This is a genomic window from Micromonospora sp. WMMD1219 (assembly GCF_049315215.1).
In the GTDB taxonomy this organism is placed as follows: Bacteria; Actinomycetota; Actinomycetes; order Mycobacteriales; family Micromonosporaceae; genus Micromonospora; species Micromonospora tulbaghiae.
Map to the genome: position 1 here is coordinate 431,043 of NZ_CP186057.1, position 25,053 is coordinate 456,095.

Consider the following 25,053-nt stretch of genomic DNA (forward strand, 5'->3'; position numbering starts at 1 on the left):
CTCACCGCCGGCCCCGTCCGCGCGTCCCGCGCCGGCCGGACGCGGCGTCGTCGGCGAGGTCCGCCGCGCGGCGGCTCAGCTCCTCGACCCGCTCCCGGAGCCGGCGCGGCGCCTCGGCGTTACCGTCCTTCTCGGACACCTCGTCGAGCAGGCCGACGTAGTCGGCGGCCAGCCGCCGGTACGCCGGGGCGACCGGCCCGACGCGCTCGTCCAGGTCGATGATCTGCTGGGCGAGAACCGCTGTGGCGGCGCCGAGCGCGGCCCGTTCGTCGGCGCGCGCGTCCCGCCCGGCCCGGCGGGCGTCGGCCAGCCGACCGGCCCGCCGCCCACCGAACCAGAGCACCGCCGCGCCGGCCACGACCCCGGCCACCGCGCCGCCGGCCAGCAGGTACCGGGGCAGCGACGGGCTGATGGTACGAGCACCGTCCGGCACCAGACCGGCCCGGACCAGCCGGTCGTAGTTCAGCACGATCACCTTCAGCGCCTCGACCGGCCGGTCCACGAACGCGTCGGCGCCCCGGCTGATCGTGGTCTCGGCGACCATGGCCCGCCCGAGGTCACGCGCGCCGTCGCCGCCGAGGCGGGAGCAGCCGTACGTGTCCCAGTCCTCGCCGTCTCGGCTCATCGCCAGCACCAGCGTGCCCTGCGTGGCGCGCTCGGTGTCGTCGCACGCCTCCCGCAGGTCGGCGCCCGGCTCCATGATCAGCACCACCAGCCGCCGGTTGCCGATGACCCGCTCGGCGGCCGCCCGGTCCAGGTCCACGCCGGGCGCCGCGTAGACCGAGGAGCCGCGTACCTGCCGGGCGGCCGGACCGTCCAGGACGCCGCCGGTCCACAGAGCCCAGCCGGCCAGCGCCAGGCAGGCGAGCACCGCCCGGCCGAACGCGGTACCGACCAGGCGTCCGAGCAGCCGGCGCGGGCCGGCCGCCGCCACGCCCCGACCGGCCGCCGCCCGCTCGGGACGCGTCGCGACGCGGCTCACGACAGCCTCGCCCGCAGGTAGACGTCCGGCCGGTAGCCGGGCATCCGCACGTCCCGGGCCACGTCGTCCAGCTCGGCCGCCGCGTCGGCCAGCAGTTCGCGTACGTGCCGGTCGGGCAGCCCTTCGTCGAACGCGTCCCGGGCCGCCCGCAACCGGCCCACGCCCCGGACCAGCGCCGGGTCGCTACGTGCGTCGGTGAGCAGCGACAACTCGACAGCCAGCGCGGAGAGCCCGGCCAGCCGGGCCGGCGTGCCACCGGGACCGACGTCGGCCGGGCGGCGGCCGGAGGCCCGCACGGTACGGATGGACAGCACCACGAAACCCGCCACGCACCCGGCGAAGATCCAGGGCAGCGCCGGCAACGCCACCCGCAGCGGGTCGAACGGCCGGTACGGCAGCGGACGGTCGAACAGCCCCGCGTACCGCACGTCGGTGACCTGGGCCAGATACGCGCCGAGCACGTTCTGCTGCGGATAGGTGTAACGGCCGAGCCGGCTGCCGAACTGGGCGTAGAAGCTCGCGCCGGCCACCTCGGCGAACGACGCCGCGCCCGGACCGTGGTACTCGATCCAGTCGCCGTACATCACCACGAGCGGCTGGTCCGGGGCGAGCCGGTGCAGCGCCGGCCCGTACGCGGGCAGCGGCTCCCCGTACGGCTGGGCGGGCAGCACCACGAACCAGGCGCCGTCCGGGAACGCGGCGCTCGCCGCCTTCTCCGGCAGCTCGGGCAGCGTGGCGCCGGTGCCCACGTACCGGCCGGTGGCGCGCAGCGCCGCGACCACCGGGGCCAGCTCCGGGCCGGTCGGCTCCCGCCAGCGCAGGTCGTCGCCGTCCGGCGGGGTCGGCTGGTCGTGCAGCGCGGCCAGCAGCGCGAGCACCGAGCCGGTCACGTCGCCGGTGGCGAACCGGGCCCGCCAGCCCGGCAGGTCGTCCGGCGAGGCCACGTAGAGCCCGCCGCTGACCTCGGTGCCGACGATCCGGATCTCGGCGTTCTCCACGTCCTTCACCCGCCGGCGTTCGGCCTCGTCCAGACCGGGCGGGGCGACCAGGATGCGCGTGCCCCGGTCACCGATGGCGGCCCGGACCCGCTGCTCGTCCCAGCGCGCGACAGCACCCGGCAGCCGGACCACCGGGTCGGCGGCGACCAGCGCGGTCATCTCCTCGACCGAGGGCACGCTCGCGTCGCTGAGCTCCCCGGCCGAGCCCTCGGGCAGCGCGGCCGTCGACGGGGAACGCCCGTAGCTGACCTCCACGCTCTGCCGCTGCGCCACCAGGAACACCACGAGCACGGCCGCCGCGGCGGCCAGCAGCGACCAGCGCAGCAGCTCCCGGCGTACCCTCGTCATCGCCCGGCCCGCCACAGCTCGTCGGCGCGGCGGGCGTGCTCGGCCGCCGCGTAGGCCGCGTCGGCGCCGCCGCGTCCGGCGGCGAGCAGCTCGGCGTGCGCCAGCAGCCGCTCGGCCTCCGGCACCGTAGCCGGGGACGCGTCCCGGCTGACGGTGGCGTCGTGGATCGCCGCCCGCGCCGACGACCAGGCGATCCGACGGCCCTCGGCCCGGGCGCGGCGCCGGGGCAGCAACGCGGCGAGGAAACCGGCGGCCACCGCCACCACACCCCAGCCCAGCCAGGGCAGCACGCTCGCGGTCATGATCCCTGTCTAACGCACCGCCGCCAGCGCCGCGCGCCGAGGGCGGCGGTGCGACCTACGACGACTCGTAGCCCTCGTTGAAGCCCTCCATGAACCCGCCCGCGAACCCGGAGACGACGCATCCGGCACAGCACAGGATCACCAGCAGCGCCGGCACCGTGACCCACAGGACGATCGCCCACCGGCCCATCCCCTCGCTCGGCTGCTCCACGTACGCCGGCGGCGGATAGTACGGCTGTTGCGGGTACGCCTGCTGTTGGTACGCCTGGTGCTGGTACGGATCCTGCTGATAGGGATCGTGAGGATGCATCCGGCCATCGTGCCCACCGGCCGCGAACGCCGGAAGATCCGAACGGTCCGCCGATCCTGCCGCGACGGCCCCTCGTCATGCCCGGTGGGCATCGAGGTGGGTCAGCACCGTCTGGTTGGCCTCCCACCCGTCGGGGAACTTCACCGGCACGTCCAGGTGCACCCGCTCGGTCGACGGATACGCGTCGAGCAGCTCACCGATCCCGGCCCGCGCCACCACCACACAGGCGTGCCGGTGCCGTGACGCCAGCACGCACAGCCGCCCCGACTCCAGGTGGAACGCGGTGGCGTCGCGCCGGCCGGAGAGCGGGTGCAGCACGATCATCACGTCGTACTCCCGGCCCTGGAGCCGGTTGGCGGTGTCCACGGTGATGCCCGCCCCGGCCGCGCCCAGCCGGGACCGGATGGCCGCGACCTGGTCGCGGTGCGCGGCCCCGACGGCGATCCGGTCCGCGGTGACCGGCGCGCCGCCGGGCGCGGCCTCGCTGACCGCGACCGCGCCGCGCCGCAGCACCCGCAGGGCCAGCTCCGCGCAGGCCGCGGCGGCTTCTCCATCGGTACGCACGGTGTGCCGGGCCGGCAGCTCGTGCAACGCCCAGCCGGTGGCGGCGGCCACCTCCACCGAGGCGTCGTAGGCGTCACCCGCGCCGGGCTCGGTGAACGTCAGCGCCCGGTCGGCCGGTCCGGTACCGGCGCGGAACCCGGTGAACGGGTAGAACGCGGCGGAGACGACAGGGGCGGCCGAGTCGGGCAGCCGCCACGACACCGGCAACCGGTGCACCGGCAGCTCCGGGTTGTGCCGCAGCAGCGTGGCCACCGCCGACTGCATCGGATCCCAGGTCAGGCCGGTCCAGCGGAACGTCTCGACGGTGCTGAACGGATCGAGCTGACCGGGGTCGCCGACGAACAGCGCCCGCTCGAACCGTCCCGCCACGCGCAGCAGCGCGTCGGCGCGCATCTGGTACGCCTCGTCCACGATCGCCCAGGGCCAGCTCCCCTCGGTGACAGTGGCCCACTTGGCCGCCGTACCGATGGTGACCGCCGGCCCGCCCAGGTCGGCGACCTTCGCGGCGACGCGGACCGCCGGGTGGGCGGTGACCCGCTCGGTCGGCCGGTAGTCGGTCGCGGAGAGCCGCCCGACGCGCAGCTCCGGCGCCCTGCGGCCGAGCCGGTCGATGAGGTCGTCGACCTGCTCGTTGGTCTGCGCCACGATCATCAGCGGATCGCCGGTGGCGGCGGTCTCGATCGCGGCGCGGACGACGAGGGTCGACTTCCCGGCACCGGGCGGCGAGTCCACCACGACGCCACGGTGCGTGCCGTCGCGCAGATCCCGCAGTACACGCTGGATCACCTGCTCGGCTTCGTGCACGGCGGGCCCTTCCTGGGTTCGAAGAAGGCGGGGCCCTTTCTTAGCACGCGCCACCTCGGCGCGGCTCCGGCACCTGCGCTTCCTTCGCACCCCGGGGCCCGCGGTGCCCGCGGGCAGGCGCCTACGGCTTGCGGGCGAGCAGTCCGACGAACGTGTGGTAGGTGTCGGTCTGCTGCTGGGCGGGCGCGTCCGGGTCCGGACGCCACTCGGCCAGCGGCACCAGGCCCGGCTCCAGCACCGTCAGCCCGTCGGCGAAGGCGAGGATCTCCTCGTCGGTACGCCAGCGGCCGGTACCGAGCGACTCGTTGAACACCCGCTCGACCTCGCGGGCCTTGCGGGAGCCTTCCGGATCCCGCTCACCCGGGTCACGGAAGTGCGAGATCGCGACGTAGCTGCCCGACGGCAGGGCGTCGATCAGCGCCGCCGCGACCGATCGCGGGTCCTCGTCGTCGCCGATGTGGTGCAGGATCGCGAACAGCAGCAGCCCGATCGGGCGGTCGAAGTCGAGGAACCGGCGGACGTCCGGGTCGTTGAGGATCTCCTCCGGTTCCCGGATGTCGGCCTGGATCACCGTCGCGGTGCCCTCCGCGGCGAGCAGCGCGCGCCCATGCGCCAGGACGATCGGGTCGTTGTCCACGTACACGACACGGGCCGCCGGGTTGTGCTCGACGGCGACCTCGTGCACGTTGCCCTGGGTGGGCAGGCCCGACCCGATGTCGAGGAACTGGTCGATGCCCTCCTCGGTCACCAAGTGGCGGATCACCCGGCGCAGGAAGGCCCGGTTCGCCTGACCGGCGGCCGGCCCGTCCGGCGTGATCCGCAGGGCGTGCTCGGCGACCTTGCGATCGACCTCGAAGTTGTCCTTGCCGCCCAGGAAGTAGTCGTAGACCCGGGCCACGCTGGGAATGGTGACGTCGATTCCGGGCGGTGCGGCCTTGTCGCGGGTCACAGGCGTCTCCAGACTCCGTGTGGCGTTTCCGGGCGTTTCGGGGAGTGTAGCGACCGTACAGGGTGGATGGTCGCCCCGTTTGGGACCGCTCCCAACGGACCCGGCCGCCACCAGGACGTTCATCGATCGACACGCCGAAGTCAGCGCAGCTCCATCGCCCCGCACGATCCGTCGTGACCATCCCGCTGTCCGCAGCGCCCGCCGCCGGGCAACCGCATGTCACACCAGACCCGGTACCGCAGGTGCTGCGCATCCTCCTCGCTGAGCGTCGTCTCACCGAAGTCGACGGCATCCAGGTGCCCGAGCGACCGGGCGAGCGCGGCGGCTAGCTCGACGGCAGCGTGCCGGGTGGTCAGCGTGGTCGGCAGATGGACGATCCAGCGCGGCTCAGCCATCGTGGCCGCGTCGCCGGCAGCCGTTGTGGCGGGACTGCCACTGCCGCAGCGCCTGGCGGACCCGCTCCGACTCGGTGCGGGCCGTGGTCAGCTCCCGGTGCAGGCGATCCATCTCGTCGGCGACCCGGCACAGATAGTCGTGCACCTGCGCCGGGTCCAGCCCACGCCAGCGGGTGTCGAAGAAGGCACTGCGCACCTGGTACGCCTGCACCCGCTCCCCGGTCATGTAGATCACGACGCCGCCGTCCCGGCCGCCACGGCCTCGTCGGGCAGCCCGGCTGCGGCGAGCGTCGCCCTCCCCCACCGGGCCAGCCGGCAGGGGTACGGGACGCGCTCGCTGCGGCACAGCGGTCCCTGCGGCCAGTGCTCGGGTACGTGTACGCGCACGGCCAGCGCGGCGACGAGCACGTCCTCGTCCGTGACCGGGGTGAGGACGGGGAAGTCGGCGAGTACGACGGACATCGGCAGGCGCCTCCGGGTTGGATCTGGTGGAGTGGCGCCGGGGCGGGCGGGGACGGCGGGAGCCGCGATCGGGGGACGCGGTGCCACCGGAGCCCAGCACCCGCCCCGGGCCATGCGCTGACCCTCAGTCCCTCTCGGCAGGAGGCGCATGCCCTGGTGATCGTCGCCGCCATACACACCCCGCATACGCTCGGTCACTGTCACGGGACATCCGGCGATATGCACGGCGCGTATACCGGGCCGCTCCGGAACGGGTTGAATGGCTAGGCTCGACTTCGGACACAGGTTCTCCGCGAACGGCGAGGTTGCCGGTGACACCTGCGAACTGCCCCCGCTGCGGCGGCCGCCTGGCGCGCGACAACGGCACGGGGCGCTGCGCGCCCTGCCAGGCCGCCGAACGCGACCGCCTCAGCACGCCGCCCGGGGTGCCCGACTCGTTCTGGGACCATGAACCGGTACGGACGGCGTTGGCCCGGCGACATCTCGGGCAGGTGATCCGGGCGTACCGCCACCACCCGTACCACGGGCGGAGCCCGCTGCCGCAGAGCGTCGTCGCGGGGTGGCTGGGGATCACGCAGGCACAGTTGAGCCGGATCGAGAACGGGCCAGCCCTGGTGCATCTCGACCGGCTGACGCATTGGGCGACAGTGCTCCGCATCCCGCCGGGGTCTCTCTGGTTCTCAGTCGGTCCAGACTCTTCGGCCAGCGCTCCGGCCGACGGGATCGGCGCAACACCAGACCTGGGCCGGCGAACCCTCCTGGCCGGCATCGCCGCGGTGTCCGCAGGAGCCGGGCTGGTCGGGGTCGCCGAGCAGCCCCGGCCCCGGCGTATCGGCAGTGCGGACGTCTCTCGGCTGAACGCGGTCCTGGAGCTCTACCGGTCGGTCGACTACGAATGCGGTGGCGGCCTGCTCTATCGGGAGGTCGCGCGGTTCGCGGAGTCGGTGTACGGGATGCTCGACTGGTCACACGCTCCCGGGCTGACACCCCGCCTCGTCGCGGCGGTCGCGGCGGCGCGTCAGTTGGCCGGCTGGACCGCGCTGGACGCCGGCCGGCACGCGGACGCTCAGCGGCATTTCGCCGCCGGCGAGCGGGCCGCGATGTCCGCTGACGATGCCCCGCTGGCGGCCCTGATCCGCTACTCGCAGGCCAAGCAGCTACAACACCTTCGGCACAACCACGATGCTCTGGCCGCGCTGAGGCTGGCCCACTCAGAGCTGGGATCGCGGGCGACCCCGGCGGTGAGGGCGCTGCTCTGGGGCGCGGAGGCCGCCTCGACAGCCGCACTCGGCGACCACCGAAGCGCGCTGACCCTCCTCGGTCGCGCGAGTGACCAGTTCGAGCGGATAGATCCCGAACGCGAGCCGACCTGGATGGCCTTCTACGACCGTGGCGAACTGCTAGCCCAGTACGGCCGCGTGTACCGCGACATGGCCCGGCAGGCCGGCACGCACGCGGCACAGGCGGTGCGGAGCGTCGAAGAGGCGATCGTCGCCTTCGGCCCGGCGAACGTCCGCAGCATGGTCCTGAACGAGGTCGGCTTGTGCAGCGCGCTCTTCCTCACCGATGAGCCCGAGCGGGCGGTCGCTGTCGGCACGCGCGTGATCGAGCAGTCGCGTGCGCTGAGTTCCAGTCGAGTGGTAGATCGAGTGCTCAACCTGCGGCGCGATCTCGGACGGCACCGCCACCTTCCCGTCGTTGCCGAATTCGATCGGACACTCACCGCACGAGCTGCGGCCACGGTATGAGCGGACGGTTCTCGGAAGAAGCGATGACCCGCGCCATGCGGGAGATCGCCAGCGGACTTGAGGTGCCGACCGAGGATGCCCGCCTCCTGCGGCTGACCAACAACGCCGTGTTCGCGTTGCCGGATTCCGGGCTCGTCATCCGCATCGCGCGGACGCACCGGCTCCGGGACCGGGTGACGAAGGTCGTTCAGCTCGCGCGATGGTTCGCCAAGCTGGACGCGCCCACGATCCGGCTGGCGCCTGGCGTGGCGCAGCCGGTTGCGGTCGGTGACTTGGCCGCCTCGGTATGGGCCTACGTGCCACCCACTGGGCCTACTCCGACGGTGGATGACCTCGGCTCGGCGCTGCGGCGGTTTCATGCGCTCGGACCCCCGCCCTTCCCGCTGGCCGCCTGGGATCCGATCGGGGATGCGCGCCGGCGCCTGGCGGATGCCGACGGCTTAAGGGCAGAGGACCACGACAATCTGATGACGTGGTGCGACCGCTTGGAGCCGCAGGTCGCCGATCTCAACCGACGCGTGGAGCAGTCGCTCATCCACGGGGACGCACACGTCGGCAACCTGCTTCGGGATGCGTCCGGAAGCATTCTGCTCTGCGACTTCGACGCCACTTGTCTTGGCCCTTGGCAGGTGGACCTGGCAGCGGTCGCTGTGGGCGAGGCCCGCTTCGGAAAGACGGGAGCGCATCGGGCGCTCGCAGAGGCGTACGGGTACGACGTGATGTCCGACCGCAACTGGCCGCTTCTGCGGGAAGCCCGCGAGTTGAAGATGATCGCTGCCGCCACGCCGCTTCTCGCGAGTTCGGCGAGCGTCGCGGCCGAATTTGCCAAGCGATTGCAGTCAGTTTCCCAAGGCGACCACAGTCTACGTTGGAAGCCATTCGCCGATCTCGCCTGAGAGCCTCTCGGCGAGCGACTGCCGCCCCGGTGGGATCCTGTGCTCGTGCTGGAGAATCTGCGACTACGGCACCAGACCGCAGCGGAGGCCGACGGTCTGGTGGAGCAGCTTGTGGACGTGTACCTCGACGCGCACGCCCACGACGGCCCGCGCTACACGGCCGAGCGGTACGAACAGCAGCTCGCCGCGCACATGCCCCGGGAGGGCTGGGAGCTGGTGACGGCCTACGTCGATGACGAGTTGGCCGGCTACGTGTACGGCTTCCCGCTCGGATCCGATTCGCATTGGTGGGACGGCATCCACGAGCCGGTACCGGACGGCTTCACGGACGAAGACGGGCAACGGACATACGCGGTCTGCGAACTGCTGGTGCGGCGATCGTGGCAACGCCGGGGTATCGCGCGGGCGCTCCACGATCGGCTCCTGAGCACGCGGCGGGAGGAAAGGGCCACGCTGCTCGTACGGCCCGACAACGTTGCCGCCCAGCAGGCGTATGACTCCTGGGGTTGGCAACCGGCCGGATGGCTCCGGCCCACGCGGGAGGGAGCACCGCTGTTCGAGGTCCGCGTCAAAGCCATTGCGTCGAGCCGGTGACGGGCAACGCGTCAACCTTTCACCTCTAGGTGTCAATGATCTGACAGGCCACCGGACAAGGCTCCTAACACCTATCGCACCGGCTTCCGCCCGGCGTTCATCGCGGCTAGCTTGCCATCGTGGGGGATCTTGAGAAGGGCATCTACGAACACCTGATCACGGAGAAGCTGGCGACGCAGCTCAAGCATGTCGATAGCGCCCTCGTCCGGGATGCGAAGCTGGATGCCGCCGACGCGCATGACGTCCTGGCCCGGCACATCGCGGGCCTCGCGCGGCGGGCGCTCCTCGGCGTCGGTGGCGGGGAGAACAAGTTGGCCCGGCAGGTCGACCTGGCGAACCGAATCGCCGCGCACATCGCTCAGGCCGAGCCCCGCGCCGTCACCGCCGACGACCAGGTAGCGGACGCCCAACGTCTGTTGCACGCCATCGCCTCACCGCCTACCCCACCGGCCGCACCGGTCTTCCCGATCCGCCCCTCGACGCCGCTTTCCACCGGCGCGCTCCTGGTCAACGGCCGGCACCAGCCGCGCATCGGCCACGAGGTCAGCCACGAAATGGCGTCGGCGGACGAGGTGGACCTGCTCTGCGCCTTCATCAAGTGGCACGGGCTGCGCATCATCGAGCCCGCGATCACCGAGCTGGTCAGCAGAGGGGGTCGGGTACGGGTCATCACGACGACGTACATGGGCGCCACCGATCAGCGGGCGCTCGATCGGCTCGCCGAGCTGGGTGCCGAGATCAAGGTGTCCTACGAGACGCGGACCACCCGCCTGCACGCCAAGGCATGGCTGTTCCGGCGGAACAACGGCACCACCACCGCGTACGTCGGTTCGTCGAACCTCTCCAAGGCCGCGCTCGTCGACGGCGTGGAGTGGAACGTGCGCATCTCGAACCTGGAGCAGCCACACGTCATCGACACGTTCGAGGCGACGTTCGCCGACTACTGGAACGACTCGGCGTTCGAGACCTACGACCCGGCAGCCGATGGCGAGCGCCTACGTGTCGCGTTGCGCGGGGAACGCGCCGACGACGCACCGACTGAGATCGCGAACCTGGACGTGCGGCCGTTCCCGTACCAGCAGGAGGTTCTTGACGACCTCGACGCCGAACGCCTGGTGCACGGCCGCTGGCGCAACCTGGTGGTGATGGCGACCGGCACCGGCAAGACGGTGGTGGCGGCGCTCGACTACCGCCGGCTCCGGCGAGCCGGCCGCGTCGACTCGCTGCTCTTCGTCGCACATCAGGAGCAGATCCTGCGGCAGAGCCGGTCAGTGTTCCGCCAGGTCATGGGCGACGGCACGTTTGGCGAGACGCTGGTGGGCGGCGATCGGCCGCAGGGGTGGAAGCACGTCTTCGCGTCGATCCAGTCGCTGCGCCAGCGGGAGATCGACCCCGAGGCGTACGACATGGTGATCGTCGACGAATTCCACCACGCCGAGGCGGCCACCTACACGGCGTTGCTGGAACGGCTTCGGCCGCGCGTACTCCTGGGTCTGACCGCGACGCCCGAGCGGAGCGACGGCCGTGACGTGCGCCGGTGGTTCGACGGCCGCGCGTCGGTGGAGTTGCACCTGTGGGAGGCCCTCGAACGGCAGTTGCTGGCGCCGTTTCAGTATTTTGGCCTGCACGACGACGTGGACCTGACGCGGGTGCGGTGGAAGCGCGGACAGGGGTACGACAAGGGCGAGCTGGACGGCGTCTACACGGGCAACCACGCTCGGGCGCGGCTCATCCTGCACGCGGTCCGGCGCATCGCTGACGTCGGGCGGATGCGCGCCCTCGGCTTCTGCGTCAGCATCGGGCACGCGGAGTTCATGGCCGACTGGTTCACCCGGCACGGAGTGCCTTCGGCGGCGGTGACATCGCAGGTCAACCGGCCAGAGCAGCACGTGCTGATCGACCGCTTCCGCAAGCGCGAGCTGAAGGTGCTCTTCACCGTCGACCTGTTCAACGAGGGCGTCGACCTGCCGATGGTCGACACCATCCTCATGCTGCGCCCCACTGAGAGCGCGACGATTTTTCTGCAACAGCTCGGCCGCGGTCTGCGGCTGGACGACGACAAGCCATGCTTGACGGTCCTCGACTTCATCGGCGGTCAGCACGCGAACTTCCGGTTCGACATGCGCTGGCGGGCGCTCGCCGGGGTCAGCCGGCGGGCGGTCGAAGCGGCCGTCCGGGAGGACTTCCCCTCGCTACCCAGCGGCTGCCACATCGAGCTGGACCGGGTGGCGAAGGAAATCGTCCTCGCCAACCTCAAGTCGGCGCTGCCGACGTCGAAGAACGCGCTGGTGGCCGAGCTGCGGCAGCTCGGTGACGTCAGTCTGTCCGACTTCCTGCGCGAGACCGGCCTGGAAATCGAGGACGTCTACCGATCGGCGAGCATCGGCGGCTGGGCGGGGCTGCGGCGGCTGGCCGCGCTCGACCCGGCCGAAGGTGGCCCGGACGACCGTGACCTGAGCCGGGCCATCGGCCGGATGCTCCACATCGACGATGTCGACAGGTTGGATCTGATCGCTCGGGTCGCCGCCGGACAGCCCTCCACCGTCGGGCGGCTGCTCGACATGCTGCACTTCAGCCTGTGGGGGTCGTCGGTGCCGCTGGCCGAACGCGACGCCCGGCTCAAGCGATTGTGGGCGGAACCGGCGCGCTGCGCCGAGCTGCGGCAGGTAGTCGACGTGCTGCGTGACCGCATCCATCGGGTCACCGAGCCACCTGCCCCGGGCCGGGTGCCGCTGCGGGTGCACGCCCGCTACAGCCGCAACGAGGCGTGCGCGGCATTCGGCATGACCAACCCCGGCTCGCTGCGCGAGGGCGTGAAGTGGCTGCCCGACGAGCGCGCGGATCTGTTCTTCGTCACGCTCGTCAAGTCCGAGGAGCATTACTCGCCCACCACCATGTACGCCGACCGCGCTATCACCGATCGGTTGTTCCAGTGGGAGTCGCAGAGCACCACGTCATCGGGCTCGGCCACCGGGCAGCGGTACGTCAACCACGTCGCGCAGGGCTCGACGGTGCACCTGTTCGTCCGCGAGACCAAGATTGCCGATCGCGACCTGGGCGCACCGCCGTACCTGTACGCGGGTCCGATGACGTACCGGGAACACAGCGGCGACCGGCCCATGCGGATCCTCTGGGAGCTGCGGCATCCGCTGCCCGCCGACATGTACGCCGCCGCCCGGGCGATCGCTGCCTGACCTGGGGTCCCGCCCGCTCGCCGAGTCAGGCGAGCGGGCGGGAAGCGTCGGCCTGCTCACGACGTCGGGATGGTGTGGGCAGCACTCGGGACAACAGCACCACCACCGCACCCGCGATCACTCCGACCATCGTGCCCGTGACCAGGCTCGACATCACCGCCGCACCTCGCAACAACGCCTCCCGCGCCCCCGGCTCCAGCCCGGCCAGCCCCGGCGCGTCCATCCCCAGCGACGAGTCCCAGAACACCTGGTGACCGGCAGCCAGGAACACCCCGTACAACGCCCCGATCACCACCATCGTCAGGAACGGGCGTGGCGGTCGCCGCCACAGCACGGCGGCCACCCAGCACAGCGGCGGTCCGACCGCGAGCAGCGCGGCCACGGCGGTGCCCTCCGGCACCACGTCCAGGTCGTGCAGGACCACGCGCGGGGCGGCCAGCGCGGCCAGCGCGACCAACGCCGGCCAGGGGAACCCGAGGGTACGGCGACCCGCGCTCATCGCGTCACCTCCGGCGAGGCCGAAGCCGACGTCGGTGCGGGAGCCGACACCGAGCCCGGCGCGGTCGAGCGCACGAACTTCAGCAGCGCGACGAACGCCAGGACGGCCGTCACCGCACCTCCGGCGAAGCGCACCCAGTGGCCGGCGACGAACTCCGCGGCGACCTGACGCAGGTACTCGGCGGAGTGCGTACCGGGCGGGTCGACGAACATGATCTCGTTGCGCGGCCAGAAGAAGACAGCGGAGAACAGGAACTCGCAGACGACGAACACGGCCGTGGCGCCGGCGACCCACCAGCGCAGCCGTCGGTCGCGCCAGGTGAGCAGCGTGGCGGCGACGCTGCTCAGGATCACCGACGCGCCGAGCGGCGGGAAGTAGTCGTGCGGGCCGCCGTGGACGAGGAACTCACGGGCCCGGTCGAGCGAGGCGGGCGCGTCGCTGAAGATGTTCGGGTAGAGCATGACGGTCTCGGCGGCGACCCCACCGAACGACATCATTGCCGCCCATACCATGACAATAAGGGCAAGCCAGGTCAGTCTTGTGCGTACCACGAGGGTTCTCCTCACGTTTCGGGGACGCCATCGACGCTAGGTCGGCCGCCCTCGGCCGTCGTCCGCGTGGCCGCGCGACCGGATGTCGCTTCTCGGCGTACGCCTGGGGGTCGACCCTGACGCCTGCGGACGACAGCGGTGAGGGTCCGCGCGGACCTAGGCTCGAAGGCGTGCCCGACACCTCGCCCACCCGCGCCGACGCGCTGCTCGCGGCGGCCACGCTCGGCCTGGTCACGGTGGCCGTGGCGGCCGACCGGCCCGCGCCCGGCGGCGCGGCGCTCGCCGTCGTGGTCGGCGCGGTGCTCGGCGGTCTGGTGCTGGGCGCCAGGCGGTGGCCGCTGCCGGCGCTGCTGGCGACGGCCGTCGTCATCCTCGGCTACTACGCGCTGGACCTGCCGCCCGTCGGGGTGGCCGCCCCGGCCGCCGCAGTCCTCTACCGGGTGTCCGAGCGCGGGCGTGTCGTCCCGGCCGCCGTGGTCGCCGGGAGCCTGCTGGCCGTGTCGGTGGTCGCCCGGCTGGCCGAGGGCGACGACATCGCGGTGGTCGTCGGTACGGAACTCGGCTCCGAGGCGGCGTTGCTGCTCGCCGTCATCGCCCTCGGCGACGCGGTACGCAACCGCAGGTCGCTGCGGGCGGCGCTGGTCCGGCAGGCGATCGCGGCCGACGAGGAGCGGCACCGGGAGGCGGCCCGTCAGGTCGAGGCGGAACGGCTGCGCATCGCCCGGGAGGTGCACGACACGCTCGGGCACACCATGTCGGTGATCACGTTGCAGTCGGCAGTCGCCCGGGAGGCGCTCGCCGACAGCGATCCGGCGCAGGCGGAGAGCGCGCTGGCCGCGATCCGGTCGGTGAGCGGCAGCGCGATGGCGGAGTTGCGCGCGACGCTCGGCACGCTGCGCCGCGAGCCCGGGCCGCGCGAACCGGTTCCCGGCTTCGATCAGCTCGCGGCGCTCGTGGACGGCGTACGCCGGAGTGGGCTGGCCGTCGACCTGCGGATCGAGGGTCCGGTGGACACGCTGCCCGCGGTGGTGGGCAGCACCGTCTACCGGGTCGTGCAGGAGGCGTTGACGAACGTCCTGCGCCACGCCGGGGCCACCCGGGTCACCGTGACGGTCCGCGCCACGCCCGGCCGCCTCGCGCTGGAGGTGGTGGACGACGGTCGCGGCAGCGCACCCGGCGGGCCGACGAGCGGGAAGGGCCAAGGGCTGCGCGGCATGGCCGAGCGGGTGGCCCTGCTGGGCGGCACCGTCGAAACCGGCACCGTCCAGACCGGCACCGCCGCAACCGGCGGCACCACAGCAACCGGCGGCACCAGAACAACCGGCGGCACCGGCACGAGCGGCAGCGGCGGCTTCCGGGTGTCGGTCCACCTGCCGCTCGCGGGGGTGGCCGCGTGAGCCCGATCCGCGTCGTCCTCGTCGACGACCAGCACCTGGTCCGCACCGGCCTGCGCGCGCTGCTCGACCGGGCGCCGGACATCGAGGTGGTGGGCGAGGCCGGCGACGGCGGCAGCGGCCTCTCCGTGGTACGGGAGCAGCGGCCCGACATCGTGCTGATGGACGTCCGGATGCCCGGCGGGGACGGGCTGGAGGCGACCCGGCGGATCCTGACCGACCCGACGCTGGACGGCGTGCAGGTCGTCATGCTGACCACGTTCGACGACGACGAGTACCTGTTCGAGGCGATCCGCGCCGGGGCGGCCGGTTTCCTGCTCAAGGACACCCCGCCCGACGCGCTGCGGGACGCGGTCCGGACGGTGGCCGGTGGTGACGCGCTGCTCTCCCCCGCCGTGACCCGCCGGGTGCTGGCCGCGGCGGCCCGCTCACCGGTGGCCGACCCGGCGCGGCTGGCCGGACTGACCGCCCGGGAACGGGACGTGCTCGCGCAGGTGGGCGCCGGACGGTCCAACACGGAGATCGGGCAGGCGTTGTTCCTGAGCCCGGACACCGCCCGCACCTACGTGAGCCGGCTGCTCCAGAAGCTGAACGCCCGCGACCGGGCGCAGCTCGTCGTGATCGCGTACGAGAGCGGGCTGGTCCGCCCCGGCGAGGGCTGAGCCGCGCCGGGGCGGGTCACAGTCAGGCCGACGCCGCGTCCGCCGGCTCGGGTGCCGCGTGCCGGCCGCCGCCGTTGCGCCGTTCGTCGCCGTGCCCCGGCCACCATGCCTTGTGGCCGATCAGCCCGGTCAGTGCCGGTACGAAGAACATCGACATGACGAACGCGGACAGCACGATCCCGATCGCCACCGCGAAGCCCATCTGCTGGAGGAACGAGATCGGCGCGAGCATCAGCACTCCGAACGTGCCGGCCAGGATCAGCCCGGCCGCGGCGACTGTCGGGCCGGCGTGTTCCACCCCGATCGCGGCGGCCTGGTGTGGTTCGTGGCCTTCGCGCGCCTCCTCGCGGAGCCGGGCGATCATCAGGATGTTGTAGTCGGTGCCGATCGCCACCACGAACAGGTAGAGGATGATCGGCAACTGGAACGTCACGCCGGGGTTGCCCTGGAGCCCCTGGAACACGTAGACGGTGGCGCCGAGCGTGGCGGCGAAGTTGAGCAGCACCGCGATCACCAGGTACACCGGCGCGACGAGGCTGCGCAGCAGCAGCGCCAGGATGATCGCGATCAGGAGGGCGGCGACCGGGAGGATCACCGACAGGTCCCTGTTGTTCGCCGAGTTGATGTCCGCGAAGATCGCCGTGGCGCCACCCACGAGCGCCCTGGTGCCGGGCGGAGCCGCCTCGTGCACCGCGTCCCGCAGGTCGTCGCGCACGAGCGTGATCGCCTCGTTGGACATCGGGTTCTCGTCCAGCAGCAGGTTGATCCGGACGACGCTCGGGTCGGTGGTGCTGCGCTCCGGCGGCTGCGCCTGCCCGACGCCCGGAGCGCGTGCCGCCGCGGCGGCGAAGTCGTTCACCTGCTGCTCGGTGAGCGGGGTGCCGTTGCCGGTGGTCAGGTAGACCTCGGTGGGCGCGAGCGCCCCGGCGGCGAATCCGCGCTGGAGATCCTGGGCGGCCCGCGCCGACTCGGTGTCCTGCGGGAAGCCGGCGCTGAAGTCGTAGTCGGCCTTGTAGCCGAGCACCCCGGCGGCGAGCGCAACGAGCAGCGCGCCCGAGGCGGCGGCCACGACGGCCGGACGGCGGCCCACGACGGCGCCGAGCCGCCGGGACAGGGTGGCCTTGGGCTGACGCTGCCACGCCTTCGACGGCCAGAACACCCACCGGCCGAGCAGCGACACGAGCGCCGGGATCAGCGTCAGCGAGGTGACGAGCATGACGCCGACGGCGATGGCGAGCGCCGGACCGAGCGAGCCGAAGAAGCCGAGCGAGGCGAGCAGCAGCACCAGGAACGCCACGATGACCGCACCGGCGGCGGACGTGATGACCTCGCCGACCCGCTGCACCGAGACGATCATCGCGGTGCGCTTGTCGTCGCCGGCGCGCAGCCGCTCCCGGTAGCGGAACAGCAGGAACAGGATGTAGTCGGTGCCGATGCCGAACAGCACGATCAGCAGGATGGTCTGCAGGTCCTGGCTGACGTTGAGGTCGAACGCCTTGCCGGCGGCGGCGACCAGCCCGGTGGTGACGGACATGACCACGCTGATGACCACCACCGGCAGCAGCGCGGCGATCGGGCTGCGGAAGATGATCAGGATCAGCCCGATGATGAGGACGATGGTGGCGACACCGACGACAGCGAACGCCTCGTTGAACGTGTCCTCGTTGTCGACGAAGCTCGCCACGTCGCCGGCCACCCCTGCGGTCAGGCCGCTGCCGGCCAGGTCCGGCCCGAGGGCGGCGCGCAGGTCGCGTACCGCGTCGAGCAGGCCCGGGTCGTCGGGGCTGTCGGCGTCGAGACCGACGGTGACCACCTGCACCGACTTGTCCGGCGCGACGGCCTGCGGGCCGGTCAGGTAGCCGGAGGTCTGCGGGATGTTCCGGGCCTTGAGCGCGGTGGCGAGCTGCCCCACGCGCGCCTCGTCGGCCGGAGTCAGCGGCTTGCCGTCGCTGCGCTTGACCACGACCGTGGCGGTGGCGGTGGCGGCCTGCGGGAACGACTTCGCGGCCAGCTCGGTGGCCTGCACCGACTCGTAGGAACGCGGCAGGAAGCTCTCCTGGTCCGCGGAGGTGATGTCGCTCAGCGAAGGACTGGCGGCGATGATCGCGATCGCGGCGACTACCCAGCCGCCGATCACCCACCAGGCCTTGCCCACGACGAATCTGCCCAGGCGCTCGAACATCGTTTCCCCCGTGTGTTCGGCTGTGTCGCACGTGATCCTACGCTGTGTGAGCAATCCCTTTCGGACGGCTCGCGGACTTCCCTCGATGATCCGGATGGTCGAGGATCGACTGATGAGCGTGCGGCTGCCCGGTCCCGGAGTGCTCGCGGCCTGGTTGGCGGCGACGGTGCCGGCCCCGCTGGTCGTCTACGAGTGGACGCACAGGTGGGAGGAGGACCAGCCGGTCTTCATCGCGCTGTGCTGGCCCGTGCTCGCCTCGCCGGTGCTCGCCGCCGTGCTGGCGGCCGGGCAACCCCGGCGCGCCGCGGCGGCCGTGGGCGTGTCCACGCTGGTCACCACGGCGTTTCTCGCGATGTCGCTGGCCTTCTTCCGGTGGGTCGTGCCGCTGACCGGCGAGGCCCGCTGGGGGTGGGCGCTGCTCGGCGGTGCGGCGCTCGCGGTGGTCGGCGCGCTGATCGGGTACGCCGTGGGCGGGTGCCTGCCCCACCGGGCCCGTCCGGCGTCGCGGCGCGGCTATCTGATCGGCGGGCTCACCGTGGTGATCGGCGCGCTGCTGACGCAGTCCGCGGTACGGCTCGGCGCCGAGGACAGCACGATCCAAGAACTCTCCCGGGAGTACGGCGGAGTCGGTTCCTATCCGACGCCGACGGGACGGTTCACGGCACCGGCCGCCGGGGCGTACGCGATCTACGCAGTGGGTTTCGCCCCGGCGGACCCGGACTGCCGCCTCACCGGTGGCGGCTCGGAGGTCCGGGCGGCCGAGCCGGTCTCCGTCCCACCGGGCGACTACGGCGGCGACTACGCCAGCTTTGCCTGGGTGGCCACCGTGCGGGTGCCGACGCCGGGTTCGTGGACGCTCGACTGCCGCACGAGCGACCCGGACGCGTCCTACGTGGTGGGCGACGTGCCGGAGATCCGAGGCGCGGTGGGCGAGATGATCCACTGGCCGGTGGGCGTGATCTGGCTGCTCGGCGCGGTGCCCGGCCTGCTGCTCGTCGCGGACACCGCCCGGCGACGGCGAGCCGGTCCGATGGCCGCGGTGTCCGGCAGGATGACCGCGTGAACGACGAGGAATGGTACGAGCGGCACGGACTGCGTCCGGCGGACGTCGAGCCGGTGCGGTCGGTGCTGCGCGAGCAGATCCGCCTCGGTGCCGACAACGACAGCGCCCTCATCCACCTGGGCTGCGAGCAGTTGTTCCTGCACGGTGACCTGGCCGACGTACTGCTGATCTGGCAGGCCAAGCACTCCAGCTTCGACGCCGCGTGCTCGGTGGAGTGGCAGTTGCTGTGCGGGGCGGGACGGGAGCAGACGCTCGCTCACCTGCGGACGCTCGGCACGGCGGAGGCGGCCGAGGTTCTCGCCTACCTGTCGGCTGTCGATCCTGAGGACGTGGCAGCGTTCGACGTGGCCGAGCGGTCTCGCTGGTACGTCGAATACCACGGCGGATTGTCGTAGGGGTTTCGTAGCCTGGGGCGGTCATCGACGATCGCAGGGAGGCGACGTGCTCGACCACTTCTCCGTAGCGGTGCGCGATCTGGCGGCCAGCGGCGCCTTTTACGACGCCGTCCTCGCCCCGCTGGGCGGGCGGCGGCTGATGGAGCCCGGCCCGATCGGCTACGGCGTCGACGCGCCCGACTTCTGGGTGGAGCCCGCGCCCTCCGGCGCCACGCCGGTGCCGGTGCACATCGCGTTCACCGCCGCCGACCGCGCCACGGTCCGGGCGTTCCACGACGCGGCTGTCGCGGCCGGCGCAGAGGTGCTGCACGCGCCGAAGGAATGGCCGGAATACCACGCCGGCTACTACGGCGCGTTCGTCCGCGACCCGGACGGCAACAACGTCGAGGCGGTCTGCCACCGCCCGGAGTGAGGGCGTGGAGATCGAGCCGGTCGAGCACGCCCCGGTACGCGCCATCCGCCTCGCCTGGCTGGCCCAGCGCTGGCACGACCTGACGTTCCTGCACTGGGCGGTCCCGCCGGAGCGGGTGGCGCCGCTGCTGCCCGCCGGCACCCGGCCGGACACGTTCGACGGGCTCACCTACGTCGGGCTGATCGGGTTCCAGATGGTCGGGCTGGGGCTCGGGCGTGGTCCGGGCGTGCCCTACTTCGGCACGTTCTGGGAGACGAACGTCCGGCTCTACTCGGTCGACGGCTCGGGGCGCCGCGCTGTGGTGTTCCGCTCGCTCGACGCGTCCCGGCTGGTGCCGGTGCTGGTGGCGCAACTGAGCCTGCGCCTGCCGTACAAGTGGTCGGCGATGCGGCTGGACCGATCCGGTGACACGCTCACCTACCGGTGCCGCCGCCGCTGGCCCGGTCCGGCGGGCGCGACCAGCCGGATGACGGTACGCGTCGGAGCGCCGATCCCCGAGCCGACGCCGCTGGAGCACTTCCTCACCGCGCGCTGGGGCCTGCACACCCGCGCGTACGGCCGCACCCTCCACGTGCCGAACTGGCATCCACAGTGGCCGCTGCACCGCGCCGAGCTGCTGCACCTGGACGACGAACTGGTCACCGCCGGTGGCCTGCCGGCGCCGGACGGGCCGCCGGTGAGCGTGCTCTACTCCCCCGGCGTCCCGGTCGTCTTCGGCGGCCCCACGTCGGTCGGGTGACCGCCACGTCGGTCGACGCCAGGTCGCTGGAGTGGCGGCATCCGGCACACCGGAACACCGCCACTTCCCCGAGGTGGCGCCGGCACGTCCGCGCGCGCGGAGGCGGGTGGCGTCAGCGCACCGGGTCGTGGGTGCCGTGCGGCACGTCGGGACGGCATCGGCGTACCCGGTCGGCGGCCATCCGACCGCCCACCGCCAGCCCGTACCGCTCCACCGCGGCGAGCCCGTACGCGCTGCACGTGGGCGTGTAGCGGCAGGTCGCCGGCCAGCGGTGCGACAGCCAGCGCCGGTAACCGAGGATGGCGGCCCGGCCGGCGCGGTCCACGGCGGGCCGGCGCACGACGCCGGCGGTCACCGAGCCGAGGGTGAGCAGCATCGAGAAGAGGCCCAGGTCGCAGCAGCCCGGCCCGTCACAGGTGGGCACGTCGCAGTTGCACCAGTCCCGGCTCTTCTTTTTCTTGTGGTGCCGCTTCCGGAAGATCACCACGTCATGATGCGACACGCCCGCCAGTGTCGAACGAGGCGACCGGATCGGGTCCGGTGTGATCGGGTCGGTGGGCGGCCAGGAGCCTAGCGTCGAGGTCGTCACCAGGAAGGAACATCGGGTGCTGGATCGGCTCAACGCCGCGTTGGACCACCTCGAACAGCGGCTCGACCAGCCGCTCGACGTGGCCGCGCTGGCCCGGCTCGCGGGCGTGTCGGAACACCACTTCGGCCGGCTGTTCTCGGCGCTGGCCGGAATGCCGCTGTCGGAGTACGTGCGCCGTCGCCGGATGACGCTGGCCGGCGCCGACGTGCTCGCCGGCCGGGAGTCGCTGCTCGACGTGGCGGTCCGGTGGGGGTACGGCTCGAACGAGGCGTTCGCCCGCGCGTTCCGCGCCGTGCACGGTGTCGGGCCGACACAGGCCCGGCAGGCCGGTGCGGTGCTGCGGTCCCAGCCCCGGATGTCCTTCCGGCTCGTCGTCGAAGGGAACACCAGCATGGACTACCGGATCGTGACCAAGGACGCCTTCCGGCTCGCCGGGTTGACGGCCCGGGTGCCGCTCGTGCACGAGGGGATGAACCCGCACATCGTGGCGTTCGTCAGGGGCATCGACCCGGCCACCGTGCGCCGCATCGAGGCGCTGTCCGACCAGGAGCCGCGCGGGATCGTCAACGTCAGCGCCGAGCTGACCGGTTCCCGTGACGAGGGCGCCGAGCTGGACTACTGGTACGCGGCGGTGACCGGTGCGGACGTGCCGGACGACCTGCGCAGCCTGCCGGTCGAGGCCGGCGACTGGGCGGTGTTCTCCAGCTCCGGCGCGTTCCCGGTGGCGGTGCAACACCTGTGGCGGGCGGTGTTCACGTCGTGGTTCCCGTCCAACCCGTACGAGGCCCGCCCGGGGCCGGAGATCTCGCGGGTGCGGGTCGCCGAGGGCGGCGGCACCGCCGACGCCGAGCTGTGGATCCCGGTCCGCCGCGTCTAGGGTCGCGCCACCGCCGCCGCTCGCGCCAACGCGGCCGGCACGTCGTGTACGTGATACGGGTGTTCGCTCGGCTCGATCGCGGCGAGGAACATCGCGTACACGGCGGCCAGCCGCAGCGGCGCGACCGGCCGGAGCAGGTCGACGGCCCGGTGCGGGTCGCTGCCCGGCACGTCGGCCCGCCACCGCCGCGCCCACGCGTCGATCAGCCGGGCGGCGGCGTCCGCGTCGACGTCCTCGATGAGGCGCAGGATGTCGAAGGCGGGGTGGCCGGCGAACGAGTCCGCCCAGTCGATCACCGTCCGGCGCCCGTCGTCACCGCGCACGTTGCCGGGGTGCAGGTCACCGTGCACGAGCGTGTCGGGCAGGCCGCAGTCGCCGACCTGCCGGAACCGATGGTCGAGCCCGTCGAGCAGACCCGCGGCGGCCGACACGTCGTGCCCGGCCAGCCGTTCCCGGATCCAGCCCGCCAGCCTCGCCCCGCGCAGGTCGGGCACCCCGGCCGCGACCAGCTCGCCGACGACCCCACAGGCCCGCAGTTGCACCGCGTGATGCTCGGCTGCGACGGCAGCCCGCTCCCCCTCCCCGGCCCCGTACCGGTCCTCCCCGGGCACGTCCGCCAGCAGCATCCGCCCCTCCCCGTCGGCGGCGAGCACCACCGGCCCGTTGATCAAGGAGTTCGGGTGACCAGGGAGATCGACGCCGACGCCAACTCCTCGATCAACGGGGAAGGCCAGGACCGTGGGCTCGTGGCGGGAGAAAGGGGGGAGCTGCTTCAGCCACGCCGGGCCCTGGTCGGTGTCCAGGCGCCAGATGGCGGAGAGGTTCCAGGTGCGCTGCTGCGCCACGGCCGTCACCCGGCGGCCGAGCCGGCGCAGCTCGCCGGTCGCCCACGCGACGCTGTCGGCCGGACCGCCCGCCTTCGCCCACGGCTGGCGCAGCGGATGCGGCGCGAGGTCCACGGCCACCGGTTCCAGGGGTACGGCGGGCGCGTCGACGACCTGGGCCAGGTAGCGGACGTGACCGCCCGGTGGCGCAGGGCGGTCGGCGTCGAGCAGCCGCAGCACGGCGACCTCCAGACCGTGGCGCTGCCGGACGGCGGCGACGATCGAGCCGGCCTCCTGCCACCACGGCTCCGGTACGCCGAACGGCGGCAGCGCGCCGAGCGGGCGGCCGGCGGAGTCGAGCAGGACCAGCGTGACGGTGCGGGACACGGCCGGACGGTATCCGGGCACCCCTACGGGAGGCGAGCGGATTGATCCGGGTCCGGTTCGGGACCGCTCCCCGATGTCCCGGGCACGGGCACCCGGAACGCTGAGGCGATGAGCCTTCTCGATTCCCGCACACGTCCCGCGTACCAGTGGTTGCGCCCGGTCGCCGTGGCGTCGGCGGTGCTGCTGCTCGGCTACGGCCTGCTACGCCTGCTCGACCGCCTGGACGGGCACAGCGACAAGGGTGCCTGGGCGTGGAACACCGGCCACACCCTGTTCCTGCTCGGCGTCCTCGGCTTCGCCGCGCTGATCGTCGGGCTGCACGGCCTGCTGCGTACCCGGTCGTCGCGGTTGCGGACGCTCGACGACGTGGCCGCGCTGGCCGGCCTGGTCGGCGCCGCCGCCTTCGTCTGGGTGATCCTCGGCGACCTGTTCCCGAGCTTCGCCGAAGCGGTGCGCACGCCCGGCCTGGTGTTGTTCGGCGGACCGCTGCTGTTCGAGGTGGGCCTGCTGGTGCTGCTGTACCGGGCGGCGGCGGCACGGCTGCTGCCGGTGTGGGCGCCGGTGCTGGTGCTGGCCGGGTTCCTGGCGATCGCGGTGAACCTGAACCTGCTGCCGGTGGGCGCCGCGCTGGTGCTGGCCGGGCTGCTGCCGCTGCGCGTCACGCCCCGCCCGGTGGCCTGACCGGCGTCACCGCCAGACGGTACGGCGGAACCCCTTGTGGCCGGCGCACACGTCGCGCCGGCCGCCGGTGCGGCTGACCGAGCCGTCGCGGCACTGCACCAGCCAGCCGCGGTCGGACCAGAACCCGGGCACGCACTCGAACCACTCGCAGACCCCGGCGGCCGGCCTGCGGATCCGCTGGCCGCCGCAGAAGTCGTACCCGAAGGGGTTCGCCGGGGCGCCGCAGCGGCGCTCGGGCGGCGGCTGCGGCGTGCCGCGCGGCGGGGCGGGACGGGCGCGGGACGGCTCCGGGCTCGTGCTGGGCCGGACCTGGACGGCGGGCGCGACGTGCTGCGGTGGGGCGGGGGTCACGCTGGCCGCCGGGGTCGCGGCGGCGGCCCGCTCCGAGCCGGCCCGGGTGGGCGGGTTGGACTCGATGAGCATCGCCGGCACGATCAGCGCGAGCGCCGCGCCGACCGCCACCGTGCGCCGGCCGCCGGGCACCAGGGCGGTGACGCGGGCCTGGGCGGGGGTGAGCACCGCGGGGCGTTCGGGCCGCGCGGCGGTGTGCTCCGCGATCAGCTCGTCCAGCTCGGCCACGACCGCGGCGCGCTGCTCGATCGCGTCGGCGAACGCCAGCGTGAGCGTGAACCGGAAGTCGGCCGCCGCGCCGGTGGGCAGCAGCAACCCGGAGGTACGCCGCCGGTCCAGCACCTGGATCAGGGTGACCGGGGCGCCGGGGTCGTGGGACAGGCCGGTCATCCGGCCGTACGCCCAGTCGCGCCGGCCGCGTCCGCCGAGCAGCACCAGACGGCGGTTGGTGAGCACGGCGAGCCCGGCGTCGACCACCTTGACGCCCTCGGGGCGGCGCGGGCGCAGCACGGGTGGGTCGGGGTCGACAGTCAGTTCGGGGGCGGGCAGCACGGCGGTGTGCCGCACCTCCACCAGTTGCGCGGCGGGAAGCGCCCAGAAGACCACCTCGCCGGGCGCCAGCTCCATCGGCAGGCCGACGCCCGCCTGGGCCGAGCCGTGGAAGGACACCGCGAGCGTACGCAGGCGGCGCAGCTCCTCGTCGCGGCGTCGCCACGCCTCGTCGGCCGCGCGGAAGGTCCGCTGCCGCCGTTCGTTCTGCCGGTGCGCCCACCGGTACCGCCATGTGGAACCCGTCGAATCAGTCTTCGCCACGCCGACTCCTCCGCCGCGCGAGCCCACCAATCGGGGTGTCATTCATGTCAACGGTGCGGCAGGGGTACGAAGACACGCGAAAGTCGCC

At 72.9% G+C, this 25,053-nt stretch carries 27 protein-coding genes; 12 read left to right on the forward strand and 15 right to left on the reverse strand.

Annotation, left to right across the window (positions count from 1 at the left end):
- Nucleotide 1: 1 nt before the first annotated feature.
- The 9 genes from ACN27C_RS02015 to ACN27C_RS02055 form a co-directional block, all read right to left on the reverse strand.
- On the reverse strand, nt 2–982 hold the full coding sequence (locus tag ACN27C_RS02015) for a hypothetical protein (protein WP_422750295.1): 981 nt from the start codon (nt 980–982) through the stop codon (nt 2–4).
- Nucleotides 979–2,328 carry a hypothetical protein gene (locus tag ACN27C_RS02020; protein ID WP_120573949.1) on the reverse strand — a complete coding sequence of 450 codons (1,350 nt, stop codon included), beginning with the start codon at nt 2,326–2,328 and terminating at the stop codon, nt 979–981. The genes ACN27C_RS02015 and ACN27C_RS02020 overlap by 4 nt, the downstream gene beginning before the upstream one ends.
- Nucleotides 2,325–2,630, reverse strand: a complete 306-nt coding sequence (locus tag ACN27C_RS02025; RefSeq protein WP_422750296.1) for a DUF6403 family protein — start codon at nt 2,628–2,630, stop codon at nt 2,325–2,327. Before ACN27C_RS02025 ends, ACN27C_RS02020 begins: the two co-directional genes overlap by 4 nt.
- Before the next feature lie 55 nt (nt 2,631–2,685).
- Nucleotides 2,686–2,940: a hypothetical protein gene (locus ACN27C_RS02030; protein ID WP_120571454.1), complete on the reverse strand. Its 255-nt coding sequence runs from the start codon at nt 2,938–2,940 to the stop codon at nt 2,686–2,688.
- Between the two features lie 75 nt (nt 2,941–3,015).
- Entirely contained in the window at nt 3,016–4,308 is a 1,293-nt protein-coding gene (locus ACN27C_RS02035) for an AAA family ATPase (RefSeq protein WP_422750297.1), read from the reverse strand.
- A 121-nt stretch (nt 4,309–4,429) separates the two neighbouring features.
- Entirely contained in the window at nt 4,430–5,257 is an 828-nt protein-coding gene (locus tag ACN27C_RS02040; RefSeq protein ID WP_121684531.1) for an SAM-dependent methyltransferase, read from the reverse strand.
- Nucleotides 5,258–5,397: 140 nt separating this feature from the next.
- Nucleotides 5,398–5,652 carry a hypothetical protein gene (locus tag ACN27C_RS02045; protein WP_422750298.1) on the reverse strand — a complete coding sequence of 85 codons (255 nt, stop codon included), beginning with the start codon at nt 5,650–5,652 and terminating at the stop codon, nt 5,398–5,400.
- Nucleotides 5,645–5,887: a DivIVA domain-containing protein gene (locus tag ACN27C_RS02050; RefSeq protein WP_422750299.1), complete on the reverse strand. Its 243-nt coding sequence runs from the start codon at nt 5,885–5,887 to the stop codon at nt 5,645–5,647. The genes ACN27C_RS02045 and ACN27C_RS02050 overlap by 8 nt, the downstream gene beginning before the upstream one ends.
- Complete coding sequence (locus tag ACN27C_RS02055; protein ID WP_151500045.1) at nt 5,884–6,114, reverse strand: hypothetical protein; 231 nt, start codon at nt 6,112–6,114, stop codon at nt 5,884–5,886. The genes ACN27C_RS02050 and ACN27C_RS02055 overlap by 4 nt, the downstream gene beginning before the upstream one ends.
- 311 nt (nt 6,115–6,425) lie before the next feature.
- Here ACN27C_RS02055 and ACN27C_RS02060 point away from each other — a divergent pair, with 311 nt between their 5' ends.
- The 4 genes from ACN27C_RS02060 (at nt 6,426) to ACN27C_RS02075 (ending at nt 12,546) form a co-directional block, all read left to right on the forward strand.
- Nucleotides 6,426–7,862, forward strand: coding sequence for a helix-turn-helix domain-containing protein (locus ACN27C_RS02060; RefSeq protein ID WP_422750300.1), 1,437 nt, complete (start codon nt 6,426–6,428; stop codon nt 7,860–7,862).
- On the forward strand, nt 7,859–8,758 hold the full coding sequence (locus ACN27C_RS02065; RefSeq protein ID WP_422750301.1) for a phosphotransferase family protein: 900 nt from the start codon (nt 7,859–7,861) through the stop codon (nt 8,756–8,758). The genes ACN27C_RS02060 and ACN27C_RS02065 overlap by 4 nt, the downstream gene beginning before the upstream one ends.
- Before the next feature lie 45 nt (nt 8,759–8,803).
- Nucleotides 8,804–9,352: a GNAT family N-acetyltransferase gene (locus ACN27C_RS02070; RefSeq protein ID WP_422750302.1), complete on the forward strand. Its 549-nt coding sequence runs from the start codon at nt 8,804–8,806 to the stop codon at nt 9,350–9,352.
- Between the two features lie 119 nt (nt 9,353–9,471).
- Nucleotides 9,472–12,546, forward strand: a complete 3,075-nt coding sequence (locus ACN27C_RS02075) for a DUF3427 domain-containing protein (protein ID WP_422750303.1) — start codon at nt 9,472–9,474, stop codon at nt 12,544–12,546.
- A 25-nt stretch (nt 12,547–12,571) separates the two neighbouring features.
- Here ACN27C_RS02075 and ACN27C_RS02080 read toward each other — a convergent pair whose 3' ends face one another.
- Together ACN27C_RS02080 and ACN27C_RS02085 are read right to left on the reverse strand one after the other, a co-directional pair.
- Nucleotides 12,572–13,045 carry a hypothetical protein gene (locus ACN27C_RS02080; protein WP_422750304.1) on the reverse strand — a complete coding sequence of 158 codons (474 nt, stop codon included), beginning with the start codon at nt 13,043–13,045 and terminating at the stop codon, nt 12,572–12,574.
- Nucleotides 13,042–13,539, reverse strand: coding sequence for a DUF1772 domain-containing protein (locus ACN27C_RS02085; protein WP_422750305.1), 498 nt, complete (start codon nt 13,537–13,539; stop codon nt 13,042–13,044). Before ACN27C_RS02085 ends, ACN27C_RS02080 begins: the two co-directional genes overlap by 4 nt.
- A gap of 227 nt (nt 13,540–13,766) precedes the next feature.
- Here ACN27C_RS02085 and ACN27C_RS02090 point away from each other — a divergent pair, with 227 nt between their 5' ends.
- Nucleotides 13,767–14,993: a sensor histidine kinase gene (locus ACN27C_RS02090; RefSeq protein ID WP_422750306.1), complete on the forward strand. Its 1,227-nt coding sequence runs from the start codon at nt 13,767–13,769 to the stop codon at nt 14,991–14,993.
- On the forward strand, nt 14,990–15,652 hold the full coding sequence (locus ACN27C_RS02095) for a response regulator (RefSeq protein WP_120571467.1): 663 nt from the start codon (nt 14,990–14,992) through the stop codon (nt 15,650–15,652). Before ACN27C_RS02090 ends, ACN27C_RS02095 begins: the two co-directional genes overlap by 4 nt.
- A 22-nt stretch (nt 15,653–15,674) precedes the next feature.
- Here ACN27C_RS02095 and ACN27C_RS02100 read toward each other — a convergent pair whose 3' ends face one another.
- Nucleotides 15,675–17,834, reverse strand: coding sequence for an MMPL family transporter (locus ACN27C_RS02100; protein ID WP_393155249.1), 2,160 nt, complete (start codon nt 17,832–17,834; stop codon nt 15,675–15,677).
- Between the two features lie 112 nt (nt 17,835–17,946).
- On the opposite strand from ACN27C_RS02100, the gene ACN27C_RS02105 reads away from it, so the two are divergent.
- The 4 genes from ACN27C_RS02105 to ACN27C_RS02120 are packed head-to-tail and all read left to right on the forward strand — an operon-like array spanning nt 17,947 to nt 20,443.
- The gene (locus tag ACN27C_RS02105) at nt 17,947–18,897 is read left to right on the forward strand and encodes a hypothetical protein (RefSeq protein ID WP_422750307.1); all 951 of its coding nucleotides are present in this window, start codon (nt 17,947–17,949) and stop codon (nt 18,895–18,897) included.
- Nucleotides 18,894–19,292: a hypothetical protein gene (locus ACN27C_RS02110; RefSeq protein WP_422750308.1), complete on the forward strand. Its 399-nt coding sequence runs from the start codon at nt 18,894–18,896 to the stop codon at nt 19,290–19,292. Before ACN27C_RS02105 ends, ACN27C_RS02110 begins: the two co-directional genes overlap by 4 nt.
- 46 nt (nt 19,293–19,338) lie before the next feature.
- Nucleotides 19,339–19,704 (forward strand): VOC family protein, encoded by a 366-nt coding sequence (locus tag ACN27C_RS02115; protein WP_091045928.1) that lies wholly within the window; start codon nt 19,339–19,341, stop codon nt 19,702–19,704.
- A gap of 4 nt (nt 19,705–19,708) precedes the next feature.
- On the forward strand, nt 19,709–20,443 hold the full coding sequence (locus ACN27C_RS02120) for a YqjF family protein (RefSeq protein WP_421499833.1): 735 nt from the start codon (nt 19,709–19,711) through the stop codon (nt 20,441–20,443).
- A gap of 112 nt (nt 20,444–20,555) precedes the next feature.
- On the opposite strand, the gene yidD is transcribed toward ACN27C_RS02120, so the two are convergent.
- Nucleotides 20,556–20,945 (reverse strand): membrane protein insertion efficiency factor YidD, encoded by a 390-nt coding sequence (yidD, locus tag ACN27C_RS02125; protein ID WP_233585732.1) that lies wholly within the window; start codon nt 20,943–20,945, stop codon nt 20,556–20,558.
- Nucleotides 20,946–21,048: 103 nt separating this feature from the next.
- On the opposite strand from yidD, the gene ACN27C_RS02130 reads away from it, so the two are divergent.
- Nucleotides 21,049–21,909, forward strand: coding sequence for an AraC family transcriptional regulator (locus ACN27C_RS02130; protein ID WP_393378373.1), 861 nt, complete (start codon nt 21,049–21,051; stop codon nt 21,907–21,909).
- Here the strand turns inward: ACN27C_RS02130 and ACN27C_RS02135 are convergent.
- A complete protein-coding gene (locus tag ACN27C_RS02135; protein WP_422750309.1) occupies nt 21,906–23,120 on the reverse strand; it encodes a phosphotransferase family protein in 1,215 nt (404 codons plus the stop codon). The two genes, ACN27C_RS02130 and ACN27C_RS02135, sit on opposite strands and share 4 nt — an antisense overlap.
- Nucleotides 23,121–23,228: 108 nt before the next feature.
- On the opposite strand from ACN27C_RS02135, the gene ACN27C_RS02140 reads away from it, so the two are divergent.
- Nucleotides 23,229–23,801 carry a hypothetical protein gene (locus ACN27C_RS02140; RefSeq protein WP_120571472.1) on the forward strand — a complete coding sequence of 191 codons (573 nt, stop codon included), beginning with the start codon at nt 23,229–23,231 and terminating at the stop codon, nt 23,799–23,801.
- Nucleotides 23,802–23,807: 6 nt separating this feature from the next.
- On the opposite strand, the gene ACN27C_RS02145 is transcribed toward ACN27C_RS02140, so the two are convergent.
- Nucleotides 23,808–24,965, reverse strand: a complete 1,158-nt coding sequence (locus ACN27C_RS02145) for a hypothetical protein (protein WP_422750310.1) — start codon at nt 24,963–24,965, stop codon at nt 23,808–23,810.
- Nucleotides 24,966–25,053: the final 88 nt, after the last annotated feature.